This window comes from Flavobacterium sp. LHD-80 (assembly GCF_030929605.1).
Classification (GTDB): Bacteria; Bacteroidota; Bacteroidia; order Flavobacteriales; family Flavobacteriaceae; genus Flavobacterium.
Genome location: NZ_JAVFVS010000004.1, coordinates 405151 through 419771, shown reverse-complemented (window position 1 = coordinate 419771; position 14621 = coordinate 405151). Strand labels below are relative to the sequence as shown.

The following is a 14621-nucleotide window of genomic DNA, read 5'->3' as shown; positions in this document are numbered from 1 at the left end:
AGTACGCTAAGAATTACGCGATGTTCGCAAAGTTATATTTAGCTTAGCATTTAAAAAATCTCGCAAAGTCGCAGAGACGCAAAGTTTTAAAATTCTTTGCGACTTGACGCCTTTGCGAGATTAATATTGCGTGCTTTGCGTAATTCTTAGCGTGCTTTGCGGTTAAATATCTTCAACTCTCACAAAAAGTGCTATTTTTGTTAAAACCGACAAACTTAAATATGAAAAAAACATTTTTACTAATGGCAATTACAACTGCAGGAATTTCATTTGGACAAAATAAAATTCAATATCCGCAAACTAAAAAAGGTGAAACTGTCGATGTTTATTTTGACACTAAAGTAAGCGATCCGTATCGTTGGCTTGAAGATGACAAATCGGCTGAAACTGGAGCTTGGGTTAAAGCTGAGAATGAAGTTACCTATGGTTATTTAGATAAAATTCCGTTTCGTGAACAACTAAAAAAACGAATGGAAAAATTGTGGAACTATGAAAAAATTGGCGCTCCATCACAAGAAGGAAAATTTACTTATTTTTCTAAAAACAACGGGCTTCAAAACCAATCTGTTGTTTACAGAAAAGATCAGAATGGAAAAGAAGAAGTTTTTCTTGATCCAAATACTTTTTCTAAAGATGGAACAACTTCTCTTGGCGGATTAGATTTTTCTAAAGATGGCTCAAAAGCTGCTTATTCAATTTCTGAAGGCGGAAGTGACTGGAGAAAAGTTATTATTATTGATGCTATTTCTAAAAAAGTTTTGGAAGATACTTTAGTTGATGTAAAATTCAGTGGTATCTCTTGGCATGGGAATGAAGGTTTCTACTATTCTAGTTATGACAAACCTAAAGGAAGCGAATTATCTGCAAAAACAGATCAGCATAAATTGTATTTTCATAAACTTGGAACTTCTCAAAAAGAGGATAAAGTAATTTTTGGTGCCGATCAAAAAAGAAGATACGTTGGAGGTTATCTAACTGAAGACAATCATTATTTAGTAATTTCTGCGGCCAATTCAACTTACGGAAATGAATTATATATTAAGGATTTGACCAAACCAAATAGCCCTATTGTAACTATCGTAGACAACTTCAACAGTGACAATAGCGTAATAGAAAGTGAAGGAAGCAAATTGTTTATTGATACCGATTTAAATGCTCCTAACAAACGTATCGTTACGGTTGACGCAAATAATCCAAAACCTGAAAACTGGAAAGATTTTATTAAAGAGACTGAAAACGTACTTACAACTTCAACTGGCGCAGGATACTTTTTTGCCAACTATACAAAAGACGCCGTTTCATTTGTACAGCAATATGATTATAGCGGAAAATTAGTTCGTGAAATCAAACTTCCTGCAATTGGAACTGCTGGAGGATTTGGCGGAAAAAAGAATGAGAAAATCTTGTATTATAGTTTTACCAATTACACAACGCCAACGAGCATTTACTCATTTGAACCAAAATCTGGAAAATCTGAAATTTATCAGAAACCAAAAGTAGATTTCAAAAGCGAAGATTACGAATCAAAACAAGTTTTTTACACTTCAAAAGATGGCACAAAAGTTCCGATGATTATTACCTATAAAAAAGGAACAAAATTAGACGGCAAAAATCCAACAATTCTTTACGGTTACGGTGGGTTCAACATTAGTTTGACGCCAAGTTTCAGTATTTCAAATGCAGTTTGGATGGAAAACGGAGGTGTTTATGCAGTTGCCAACTTAAGAGGTGGTGGTGAATACGGTAAAAAATGGCATAACGCTGGAACAAAGCAGCAAAAACAAAATGTATTTGATGATTTTATCGCAGCAGCTGAATATTTAATTGCTCAAAAATATACCTCATCAAATTATTTAGCTATCCGCGGAGGATCTAACGGAGGATTATTAGTGGGTGCAACCATGACACAGCGTCCTGATTTAATGAAAGTAGCTTTGCCAGCTGTTGGCGTTATGGATATGTTGCGTTACAACGCTTTTACAGCGGGCGCAGGATGGGCTTTTGATTACGGAACTTCGCAAGACAGCAAAGAAATGTTTGAATACTTAAAAGGGTATTCGCCTGTTCATAACGTCAAACAAGGCACACATTATCCAGCAACTATGGTTACAACTGGAGATCATGATGATCGTGTAGTTCCAGCGCATAGTTTCAAATTTGCATCTGAATTACAGGAAAAACAAGCAGGAGAAAATCCTGTTTTAATTAGAATTGACGTTAAAGCTGGCCACGGTGCAGGAAAATCTGTTGCCGCTACAATTCAGGAAAACGTAGATATCCAGGCGTTCACACTTTACAATATGGGTTTTAAAGCTTTGCCTTCAAAGTAAGACTTTAAACTGATTTTTTTTTAGCCACGACCCGAGCGATAGCGAACAGGCGAAGCAATTCACGAATTAATTTTGTGAATTTGTGGCTTTTTTTGTTTCACGCAGATTTTGCAGATTTAAGCCGATTTAATTAAAAAAATCTGTGTGTATCTGCTCAAATATTTTTAAATCTGCGTGAAAAAATAATTCGTGAATTGCTTCGCCTGTTCGCTATCGCTCGGGTCGTGGCTAACTTTTTTTAATAAACCATTTGCACTAAATTTGAATAACTAAAAAACCAAAAGATGAAAATTATAAAATGGGGAATTATTGGCTGCGGGAATGTCACCGAAGTAAAAAGCGGTCCGGCTTTTCAAAAAGCTCCAAATTCAGCTTTAGTTGCTGTTATGCGAAGAGATGCAGCACTTGCCGAAGATTACGCTAAACGTCATAATGTTCCAAAATGGTATTCGAATGCAGCAGATTTAATAAATGATCCAGAAGTTGATGCGGTTTATATTGCAACCCCTCCTTCTTCTCATAAAGAATATACGATTTTATGTGCCAAAGCAGGAAAACCGGTTTATGTAGAAAAACCAATGGCGCTGACCTTTGAAGAATGCAATGAAATGATAAGCGTTTGCAAAGAACATAATGTGCCTTTATTTGTCGCTTATTACCGAAGAGCTTTGCCTCGATTTTTAAAAATAAAAGAAATAATCGATCAAGGGAAATTAGGAAACATCAGACATGTAAACTGTGTTTTATATCATCCTTTCGAAGAACGTTATGATGATGAAATCAATCTTCCGTGGACCGTTTTACCTCATATTTCTGGTGGCGGTATTTTTGTTGATTTGGCTTGCCATACTTTAGATTTTCTGGATTTTGTTTTAGGGCCAATCAAATCAGTTCGTGGGCATGCGACTTCCCAACTTCTTGCTTATCCTGCAGAAGATGCAGTTTCAATGTCGTTTTTATTTGAAAACGGAATTCACGGATCTGGAATATGGAATTTTGGCAGTTTTGAACGTTACGATACTACTGAAATTGTAGGCGATAAAGGAAAAATTTCGTTTTCGACTTTTGGAAATGATCCAATCCATATTCAATATACAAATGGAGAGAAAGAAAGTATTACTATAGAAAATCCATTACACATTCAACAACCTTTTATAGAAACTGTAATTACTGAACTTTTAGGAAAAGAAAATGCTTCTCCATCAAAAGGAATTTCTGGTGCAAGAACAACTTGGGTTATTGATGAAATTTTGAAGGAGTTTAGAGGTTTGAAATCTTAATTATTGTCATTTAAAAAATTAGAGACAGCACCGGAAAAATCATAATTTACATACAGTATTGTCATTCCGAGGAACGAGGAATCTCCACAAGTAGCTCGACAAAGATTGGTGATTTTCTGTATGGAGTTACTTGTGGAGATTCCTCGTTCCTCGGAATGACAAACAATACTAAAAATTCAAAAAATACAAGCACAAAAAAAAAGGATATTCTCACGAATATCCTTTTTTCAAAAAACTATAAAACTTCTATAAAAATTATAGACTGTATTTAAGACCTAAAGTTAAACCTAGACCAGAAATTCCAACGTAAGAACTTAACTCGTCCATTGGTTTAGTTTGATCAACTCCATTTGGATTTGTTAAAAGGTTATTAGAATTTGTGTCTAAATGATCAACATAATGTGTATGGTTTGAAGCTGTAGAGCCAACTCTAAAGTTTGTATTAGTATTTAATTTATCAACACCATTTTCAGTATAGATAGTTGTTTCTTTAGATTTTCCGTGAACTGTAAAGTTACGGTACTCTAATTCAGCAAAAGCAGAAATATGTTTTCCTAATTTATAAGAAGTTCCTAAAGCAGCCATGAAACCAAGAGTTGGATTTGGTTTAACTACATCTTTAGAATATGCATCAGTTTTAGCAACTTGATTTGCTCCTACATAGCTAATATATTCTCTGTTTGTTTTAATATCTAAAGTACCATGAACTGGAACAATAACTCCTACTTTAGTGTAAGGCTCAAAACCGTGAGCTTCACCTAAAAACATTACGATCGCTGGAGCTAAATCAAAAGCTTTGATTTGTCCTTCAGCAGTAAAGTTAACGTATGTAGCAACAGTTGTAGTTGGATTATAAGATGCCAATCTATTTGTAGTTTGAGCCATCGTTTTCTCATTACTAGAATAATAGTTAGCTGACATTTCAACTCCTAAACGAGTAGAAAAACGGTATCCTGCAGTAATTCCACTTCTGAAACCTTGTCCAAAAGATCCTGTAATACTTTCTCTTGAAACCAATTTATTATTAGTTAAAGTACCTGCGTACACATCTCTATTTGGTAATTGTCCTCCAACAACTGGAAATTCTGTAGAAGCAGTTTGGTTGAAGTAAGATCCACCCAATTTAAAATACCAGCTTTCTGGTTTATCTGCTTTTTCTGTTGTCTGCGCTACTGAAACCATAGAGCAAACTAATAATCCTAATAAAAATAGGTTCTTTTTCATAATTCTGTTTTAATTAATTTATACAAACTTAGAATATTTTAACATATTCTTTCAGCCTGTATTGTTAGACTTGGAACGAAATCGTTGTAATTTCGGGCAATATTACTAAAAAAGTATTATGCATGCATATTTTTAACATTAAAATTTTACATTCCATTAAATTTTAACTGTTAAATTTTTAGTTCAGCTTAAAATTGATCTGCATTTTTTCTAATTCCTGTAATAACTCAGCCGAAATTTTCACTTTCAATCGACGACTTGGCATCGTTAATTTAGTTACTACTTTTACTTCTTCAATCTCTTTCATTTCTTGCATTTTAGCCTCTCCAGAAACTGTTTCATTATCATCATTGTCATCGTCAAAAACAGCATCATCACTGTCTTCAAATTCACTTGTGGTTTCGACTTCGACTAAACGTTTAACATTTTCGATTTCCATGATGTCAAAACTCACCGTATTATCACCTTTATTTTCATTAAATAAATGACTTAATTTATGAATAAAGTCAGGCTGAAGATCTTTGATGTTTAACAACAGAATCAGTTTTTTAGCAAACGCTTCTAAAATATCCTGCAGCTGTCGAATCTCAACAAACTGCATTCTCGGATCTGATTTTTTCCCTGTATCATGGTTTACCCAACCATCTTTTATCAAAATTTTCAGATAAGCAAAGTTATTCTGAATCAAGAAATGACGGAACTTTAAGTATTCTTCTCCAAAAATCTTAAACTCGTAACTTTCATCATAACCTTCCAGATTAAATACCGCCCAGCCTTTTCCGTTTTTAGCGACACGATGCTGTACGTTATTGATGATTCCTGCAAAGTTTAAATTTTTACCCACATATTCATTCATGCTTTTCAACGATTCTAGTCGAGCATTACAGAAATACTTCATTTCAAATCTAAAATCATCAAGCGGATGTCCTGAAATATAAATCCCGACAACTTCTTTTTCTTTTGCCAGTTTTTCCATTGTACTCCAATCTTCACATGCAGGAATAATTGGCTCTGCAATCTGCACTTCGCTTGCTTCTCCAAACAAACTTACTTGTGATGAATTTTCATTTTCCTGAAACTTTGATCCATACCGAATTGCTTTTTCATAAAATGTAATTCCGTCGCCATCATCATGAAAATATTGTGCTCTGGTTGTTCCTTCAAAAGAGTCGAAACCACCAGCAAGTACTAAGTTTTCAATCGCTTTTTTATTGGCTGCACGCAAATCAATTCGCTGCGCTAAATCAAAGATTGATTTATATCTTCCATCTTTTCTATTTTCAACAATCGTTTCTACAGCTCCAGAACCTACTCCTTTAATCGCGCCCATTCCGAAACGAACGGCATAATCATCGTTTACCGTAAATTTATAGTACGATTCATTTACGTCTGGACCCAAAACCTGTAATCCCATACGTTTACATTCTTCCATGAAGAACGAAACTTGTTTGATATCGTTCATGTTATTCGAAAGTACCGCAGCCATATATTCGGCCGGATAATGCGCTTTTAAATAAGCCGTTTGATACGCAATCCAAGCATAACAAGTTGAGTGGGATTTGTTGAAGGCGTAACTCGCAAAGGCTTCCCAGTCTTTCCAGATTTTTTCTAAAACCTTTGCATCGTGACCTTTTGCCGCCGCTTGTTCAACAAACTTCGGCTTCATTTTATCTAGTACGTCTTTTTGTTTTTTACCCATCGCTTTACGCAAAACGTCAGCCTCACCCTTTGTAAATCCTGCCAAAGACTGAGACAAAAGCATTACCTGCTCTTGGTAAACTGTAATTCCATAGGTTTCAGATAAATATTCGGCACAGGCATCTAAATCGTATTTGATTTCTTCGTCGCCGTTTTTTCTTCGAACGAAAGACGGGATATACTCCAAAGGTCCCGGACGATAAAGTGCATTCATGGCAATTAAATCTCCAAAAACCGTTGGCTTCAGATCTTTCATGTATTTCTGCATCCCGGGCGACTCATATTGGAAGATTCCAACGGTTTCACCTCTCTGGAAAAGCGCATACGTTTCTTCATCATCAATCGGAAATGCATCTGGATCAAGATCAATATTGGTTCTATATTTTACCAGTTTTACGGTATCTTTTATCAGTGTAAGGGTCTTCAGACCCAAGAAGTCCATTTTCAGCAATCCGGCACTTTCTGCAACCGAGTTATCAAACTGTGTTACATATAAATCCGAATCTTTTGCGGTTGTTACAGGAACGTAATTCGTAATATCCGACGGCGTAATGATAACCCCACAGGCGTGAATTCCTGTGTTACGCATCGATCCTTCAAGGATTTTCGCCTGCTGAATGGTTTCTCCTGCCAAATCATCTTCATTGGCAATCGCGATTAACTCTTTTACATTATCAAACTCGTCAGAACGAAGTGCTTTTTTAACCTCATCTTCACTTTCTGAAATAAAACGCGCCAAATTCCATTTTGACGGCATCATTCCGGGAATCAGTTTTGCGATTCTATCGGCTTCAAACAATGGTAAATCCAGTACACGCGCCGTATCACGAATTGCCGATTTGGTTGCCATTTTACCATACGTGATAATCTGCGCCACCTGTTTTTGTCCGTATTTATTGATTACGTAATCCATTACACGTCCACGACCCTCGTCATCAAAGTCGATATCAATATCGGGCATCGATACACGGTCAGGATTTAGGAAACGCTCAAAAAGTAAGTCGTATTTAATTGGGTCAATATTCGTAATTCCGAGACAATACGCAACGGCAGAACCCGCTGCAGATCCACGTCCAGGACCTACCGAAACATCCATTTTTCTGGCTTCGGCAATGAAATCCTGTACAATCAAAAAGTAACCCGGATATCCTGAATTCGAAATCGTTAATAATTCAAAATCCAAACGTTCCTGAATCGATTCGGTTATTACGCCGTATCTTCTTTCAGCTCCTCGCATTGTGAGGTCGCGCAGATAAGCATTTTCACCGCGAACACCATTGTCTTTTTCATCTTCAGGATCAACAAATTCTTCCGGAATATCAAACTTCGGAAGCAATACATCACGATAAAGCGAATATCCTTCGACCTTATCAATAATTTCCTGAATGTTGATAATCGCTTCGGGTAAATCGGCGAAGAGTTTTTTCATCTCTGCTTCCGACTTGAAATAATATTCCTGATTTGGAAGTCCGTAGCGGTAACCACGTCCGCGTCCAATAGGTGTTGCCTGCTTTTCACCATCTTTTACACAAAGTAAAATATCGTGTGCATTGGCATCTTCTTTATTTAAATAATAAGTATTGTTTGTCGCAATTAATTTGACATTGTGTTTTTGTGAAAATTCAATCAGGGTTTTGTTGACACGATTTTCATCTTCCTGATTGTGGCGCATCACTTCAAGATAGAAATCTTCGCCAAATTGTTCTTTCCACCAAATTAAAGCTTCTTCGGCTTGGTTTTCACCAATATTCAAGATTTTACTCGGAATTTCTCCGTATAAATTCCCAGACAAAACCATGATATCGCCTTTATATTGCTCGACAATCTTTCGGTCAATCCTCGGAACATAATAAAATCCATCAGTATACGCAATCGAAGCCATTTTGGCCAAGTTGTGATAACCGGCTTTATTTTTAGCCATCAAAACAACCTGATAACCGTTGTCTTTTTTGCTTTTGTCTAAGTGATTTTCACAGATATTAAATTCACAACCTACAATTGGTTTTACTTCGGTTTCTGTTGGCTCTTCTCCAGCTTCAACCAAAGCTTTGTTTTTTCCAGAAGCGGCTTTGTTATGATTCATAACGGCGCTCACAAAATGGAAAGCTCCCATCATGTTTCCTGTATCCGTCATGGCAACGGCCGGCATTCCGTTTTTGGCTGCAGCTGCAACAATATTTCCAATTCCGATAGTTGATTGAAGAACCGAAAACTGTGTATGATTGTGCAAATGCGCAAATTTTGCCGCTTTAAAATCAGCCTTATCTTCTTCTGAAACGACTGTCTCTTTTCCTTCTCCAGCTAAAGCTTTAAGCTGTTCTCTGATTTTGTCAGAAGCCGCTTTTAAATTGATGTGTTTTAAACCAATCAGCTTAAATGGCTCAGCATTTCTTTCCTGAAATTCTTTAAAATATTCCTTCGGAACGTCTAATTCTTCTTTGGTAAAAACTTCTCTTCTAACCAATTCCAAGAAACAACGCGTAGTTGCCTCAACGTCGGCAGTTGCGTTGTGCGCTTCTGCGAAAGGTTTATCAAAAAGATAGCTATGTAATTCGGTCAGCGTTGGCAATTTGAATTTTCCTCCACGACCTCCAGGAAGTTGTAATAATGAAGCTGTAACTTCGGTACAAGTGTCCAAAACCGGCATTGAACTCATTTGAGACTCCACTCCCAATCTATGGAATTCCGCTCCCATAATATTGACGTCGAAACCTAAATTCTGTCCAACGATGAATTTGGTTTTGCTTAAAGCGATATTGAATTTCTCTAAAACTTCGGCCAGAGAGATTCCATCGGCTTCAGCCAATTCAGTTGAAATTCCGTGAATACGCTCGGCATCGTACGGAATATTGAATCCTTCTGGTTTTACCAAATAATCCTGATGCTCTATAAGCTGTCCCATTTCATCATGAAGCTGCCACGCAATTTGTATACAGCGAGGCCAGTTATCAGAATCGGTAATTGGGGCATCCCAGCGTTTTGGTAATCCGGTTGTTTCGGTATCGAATATTAAATACATAGAGTTGTAAAATGTCAAATTTTAAAATCCCAAATTCCAAACTTTTCATATTGCAAAACATTGACAACATGAAGCATACCAAAATGCGGAATAGAAAATGGAAGAAGTTCAAATTTACGTTTTTTTTGGAGATAGAAAACGGATAATTCTTTAAAAAGACATTCTTATTTATTCATCAGATTTTCTCTTAAAATTCATAAAATTTCATAAAAATACACATCTTGGATGTCGTAGTATTTTGCCTCTTTATTGAATCTAAATAATAGCCAAAAAAGTCCTTTAAAAGGCTCAAAAAACTAAAAAAGAATTTTTTTTGATCCGAATTCAAAACTAACAATTATTACTATTTTTATTCAATTTGTTACATTTTTTAGATTAAATTCTTATATTTTATAGTGATTATGAGATAAATTTGCAAACTATTAAAACAAAAAACAATCAAAGAAAATTAAAGCTAAAAAAGAAAAAGCAAATCTATTTCTTAATCATTTTTCTTTCAAATTTTAAGTTGCAAAAGCAGTTTCGCAATTTGTAAATTAGTTTGGGTATCGTATATAATGAAATATCGAAATTGACGCTTTTGTATCTTTTTTTACTTTTGTTTTGCTATTATAATGAACAGGAAATTGCTGTGGTTATAGAAATTACAATTAAAAAAAATAAAAAATGAGTAAGACATTATTTGACAAAGTATGGGATTCACATGTAGTGCGTAAAATTGAAGATGGACCAGATGTGTTTTTTATTGACCGCCATTTCATTCATGAAGTTACGAGTCCTGTTGCTTTTTTAGGATTAAAATCAAGAGGCGTTAATGTGTTATACCCACAACGTACTTTTGCAACTGCCGACCACAATACACCAACCATAAACCAACATTTACCAGTTCAAGATCCGCTTTCTGCTAACCAGCTTCAAGCTCTTGAAGACAATGCTAACGAATACGGAATTTCACACTGGGGATTAGGTCACCAAAAAAATGGAATTGTACACGTAGTTGGTCCTGAAAACGGAATTACTTTGCCAGGTGCTACTATTGTATGCGGAGATTCTCACACGTCTACTCACGGTGCTTTTGGAGCTATCGCTTTTGGTATCGGAACTTCTGAGGTTGAAATGGTGCTTTCTACGCAATGTATTATGCAACCTAAGCCAAAGAAAATGCGTATCAACGTAAACGGACAATTAAGCAAAGGTGTTGGTCCAAAAGACGTTGCACTTTATATTATTGCACAATTAACTACTTCTGGAGGAACAGGATATTTTGTTGAATATGCTGGTGATGTTTTTGAAAACATGACTATGGAAGGCCGTATGACAGTTTGTAACTTAAGTATCGAAATGGGTGCTCGTGGAGGTATGATTGCTCCTGACCAAACTACTTTCGATTTCCTTGAAGGAAGACTTTACGCTCCAAAAGGAGAAGCTTGGACTAAAGCTGTTGAATATTGGAAAACTTTGAAAACTGATGCTGATGCTGTTTTTGATGCTGAATTAAACATCAAAGCGGAAGATATCGAACCAATGATTACTTATGGTACAAACCCTGGAATGGGAATTGGTATCACAAAACATATCCCAAGTGCAAATCAAGTTGAAGGTGGCGAGGAAACTTACAAAAAATCTTTGGCTTATATGGGCTTCCACGAAGATGACGTAATGATCGGAAAACAAATCGATTATGTTTTCTTGGGAAGTTGTACAAACGGACGTATTGAAGATTTTAGAGCTTTCGCTGAAATTGTAAAAGGAAGAAAAAAAGCAGATAATGTTACCGCTTGGTTAGTTCCGGGTTCTCACGTTGTTGAAGCGCAGATTAAAGAAGAAGGTATTTTAGATATTCTAACTGAAGCTGGTTTCGTATTACGTCAGCCGGGTTGTTCTGCTTGTTTAGCTATGAACGATGATAAAGTTCCTGCCGGAAAATATGCAGTAAGTACTTCAAACAGAAACTTTGAAGGTCGTCAAGGTCCTGGCTCAAGAACGCTTCTTGCAAGTCCAATTATGGCTGCTGCTGCTGCTGTAACAGGAAAACTAACAGATCCGAGAGAGTTATTTTAATTCTCGCTGTAAGCTTTAAGCAATAGGCTTTAAGCTAAAAATTCAATACAAAAATAACGCTGTGCAAAAAGCTTAAAGCCTATTGCTTACAGCCTAAAGCAAAAAACAAAAATGGCATACGATAAATTTACTATACTTACCAGCAGTGCAGTGCCACTGCCAATTGAAAACGTCGATACAGATCAAATCATCCCAGCTCGTTTCTTAAAAGCTACAAAACGTGAAGGTTTTGGAGACAACCTTTTTAGAGATTGGAGATACAATGGAGACGATACTCCAAAAGCTGATTTCGTTTTAAACGATTCAACTTACTCTGGACAAATTCTTGTTGGAGGAAAAAACTTTGGTTCTGGATCTTCAAGAGAGCACGCTGCTTGGGCAGTGTACGATTACGGTTTTAGAGCAGTTGTTTCTAGTTTCTTCGCAGATATCTTTAAAGGAAACTGTTTAAATATTGGTGTTTTACCAGTTCAAATTAGCCCTGAATTTGCTGAAACGATTTTCAAAGCAATTGAAGCTGATCCTAAAACAGAATTAGAAATCAACTTGCCAAACCAAACAATTACTTTATTGGCAACTGGTCAGCAAGAGTCTTTTGCTATCAACGGATACAAAAAAAACAATATGATTAATGGTTTTGACGACATTGATTATTTACAAGATATGAAGGAAGATATTAAAGCTTTTGCTGATAAACTTCCTTACTAAACACAACCAACTCAAACGCAGTTACGCAAGTTTCAACCTTAAAGTTGGACTTCGTAACTGCTTTTAATTTAATTCTGATAAAAACTTCTAAGATGAATGACAACAGCATTGTTTTACCAAAATTTTATTCGGAAATCAAAACTGATTCTGAGAAAATTTCGTTTTCAATGCCGTCTGATTTACAAACAGGAAGTTTTCTTAGAACATTAATTGCAACAAAAAAAGATGGTCATTTTTTAGAATTAGGAACTGGAACCGGATTATCACTTGCGTGGATGATTGAAGGAATGAGCGAAAATTCGAATTTGATTTCGATTGACAATTCTTCAGAATATCAAAACATTGCAAAAAAGTATTTTCAAAAATCAAATGTTTCATTTATCTGTGAAGATGCTGAAAAATGGATTTTAAATTATAAAGACAAAAAGTTCGATTTAATTTTTGCTGATGCCTGGCCTGGCAAATATGTGATTTTAGAAGAAACATTACAATTATTAAACCCAGGTGGCATTTATTTAATTGATGATATGCTTCCGCAACGAAACTGGCCTGCAAACCACGATAAAAATGTCGAAAAACTTGTTCAGGAATTAGAAAACAGAAAAGACATTCAATTAACAAAAATGTGCTGGTCAACAGGTTTAATTCTAATCACAAAAAAATAAGATTTTAAGCATCTGGCTTATATTCAAAAGCTAACAATATAATAATGGAAAAAAGAAAAATTGAAATAATGGATACAACGCTTCGTGATGGTGAACAAACCTCAGGAGTATCTTTTTCTGCTGCAGAAAAATTAACCATTGCACAATTGTTGTTGGAGGAATTAAATATTGACAGAATCGAAATTGCTTCGGCGCGTGTGAGCGAAGGAGAATTTCAAGCCGTAAAAGGCATTACTTCTTGGGCTGAAGAAAGAGGCTACATTAACAGAATCGAAGTTTTATCTTTTGTTGATGGAGGAGTTTCCATTGAATGGATGAAAAAAGCAGGTGCAAAAGTGCAGAATTTATTGACCAAAGGTTCAATGAATCACTTAACACATCAATTAAAAAAAACTCCGGAACAGCATTTTTCTGAAATCGCTCAAATTATTGCTTTAGCAAAAGAAAACAACATTGAAACCAATGTTTACTTAGAAGACTGGAGCAACGGAATGCGAAATTCTCAAGACTATGTTTTTGAATTTCTAGATTTCTTGTCGACACAGCCAATTAAAAGGATTTTACTTCCTGATACTTTAGGCGTTTTGATTCCGTCGCAGGCTTTTGAATTTATTTCTAAAATCAGAGCAAAATATCCAAATATTCATTTTGATTTCCATGCACATAACGATTACGACTTAAGTGTAGCCAATGTTATGGAAGCCATAAAAGCCGGTATAAACGGGCTTCACGTAACGGTAAACGGAATGGGAGAACGTGCTGGAAATGCACCGCTTGAAAGTACCGTTGCTGTTATAAATGATTATCTGCCAGAAGTTAGCATCAATATCAAAGAAACTTCTTTGTATTCTGTAAGCAAACTGGTTGAAACTTTTACGGGATATAGAATTCCGGCAAACAAACCAATCGTTGGTGATAATGTTTTTACACAAACCGCAGGAATCCATGCTGACGGAGACAATAAAAACAATTTATATTTTAATGATTTGCTTCCGGAACGTTTTGGAAGAAAAAGAAAATACGCTTTAGGAAAAACTTCCGGAAAAGCCAATATCGAGAAGAATCTTCAAGAATTAGGATTAAAATTAAATCAGGAAGATTTGAAATTGGTTACCCAAAGAATCATCGAATTGGGCGACAAAAAAGAAACCGTTACCAAAGAAGATCTTCCATACATTATTTCTGATGTTTTGGACAGTCATACTTACGAAGAAAAAATAAAAATTGAGTCCTATATATTAGTACACTCAAAAGGAATGCGTCCGTCGACAACTTTATGCCTAAAATTTGGCGATGAAATCATCGAAGAAAATGCACAAGGCGACGGTCAGTTTGATGCTTTTATGAACGCTTTATCCAAAATTTACAAAAGCAAAAAATTAACGCTTCCAAAATTAATTGATTACGCCGTTAGAATCCCACCCGGAAGTAGTTCTGATGCGTTGTGCGAAACCATTATTACGTGGACAAACAACGAAAAAGAATTTAAAACAAGAGGATTGGATTCTGATCAAACCGTTGCAGCAATTATTGCAACACAGAAAATGTTGAATGTAATTGCTTAAGGTGCTAAGTTGCTAAGATTTTTTCTTTGAACTTAAAATCTTAGCAACTCAAAACCTTTAAAATAAAAAAT

The 14621-nt window shown here is 35.7% G+C and carries 8 protein-coding genes; 6 read left to right on the top strand and 2 right to left on the bottom strand.

The genetic code is table 11. The features are described 5' to 3' along the window. The first annotated feature begins 221 nt into the window (after window positions 1–221). Together RB619_RS06370 and RB619_RS06365 are read left to right on the top strand one after the other, a co-directional pair. Window positions 222–2330 (top strand): prolyl oligopeptidase family serine peptidase, encoded by a 2109-nt coding sequence (locus tag RB619_RS06370; protein ID WP_308095538.1) that lies wholly within the window; start codon window positions 222–224, stop codon window positions 2328–2330. A gap of 284 nt (window positions 2331–2614) precedes the next feature. Then, a complete protein-coding gene (locus tag RB619_RS06365; protein ID WP_308095535.1) occupies window positions 2615–3610 on the top strand; it encodes a Gfo/Idh/MocA family oxidoreductase in 996 nt (331 codons plus the stop codon). Between the two features lie 255 nt (window positions 3611–3865). Here the strand turns inward: RB619_RS06365 and RB619_RS06360 are convergent, their stop codons facing one another. Together RB619_RS06360 and dnaE are read right to left on the bottom strand one after the other, a co-directional pair. Then, window positions 3866–4834: an outer membrane beta-barrel protein gene (locus RB619_RS06360; RefSeq protein WP_308095533.1), complete on the bottom strand. Its 969-nt coding sequence runs from the start codon at window positions 4832–4834 to the stop codon at window positions 3866–3868. A 178-nt stretch (window positions 4835–5012) separates the two neighbouring features. After that, window positions 5013–9551, bottom strand: coding sequence for a DNA polymerase III subunit alpha (gene dnaE / locus RB619_RS06355; RefSeq protein ID WP_308095530.1), 4539 nt, complete (start codon window positions 9549–9551; stop codon window positions 5013–5015). 666 nt (window positions 9552–10217) lie between these two features. Here dnaE and leuC point away from each other — a divergent pair. The 4 genes from leuC to RB619_RS06335 all read left to right on the top strand — a co-directional run bounded on the left by leuC (window position 10218) and on the right by RB619_RS06335 (window position 14550). After that, a complete protein-coding gene (gene leuC / locus RB619_RS06350) occupies window positions 10218–11612 on the top strand; it encodes a 3-isopropylmalate dehydratase large subunit (RefSeq protein ID WP_035646080.1) in 1395 nt (464 codons plus the stop codon). A 111-nt stretch (window positions 11613–11723) separates the two neighbouring features. Continuing rightward, window positions 11724–12320 carry a 3-isopropylmalate dehydratase small subunit gene (gene leuD / locus RB619_RS06345; protein ID WP_308095522.1) on the top strand — a complete coding sequence of 199 codons (597 nt, stop codon included), beginning with the start codon at window positions 11724–11726 and terminating at the stop codon, window positions 12318–12320. Between the two features lie 92 nt (window positions 12321–12412). After that, window positions 12413–12985, top strand: a complete 573-nt coding sequence (locus tag RB619_RS06340; protein ID WP_308095520.1) for a methyltransferase domain-containing protein — start codon at window positions 12413–12415, stop codon at window positions 12983–12985. 44 nt (window positions 12986–13029) lie between these two features. Then, window positions 13030–14550 (top strand): alpha-isopropylmalate synthase regulatory domain-containing protein, encoded by a 1521-nt coding sequence (locus tag RB619_RS06335; protein ID WP_308095517.1) that lies wholly within the window; start codon window positions 13030–13032, stop codon window positions 14548–14550. Window positions 14551–14621: the final 71 nt, after the last annotated feature.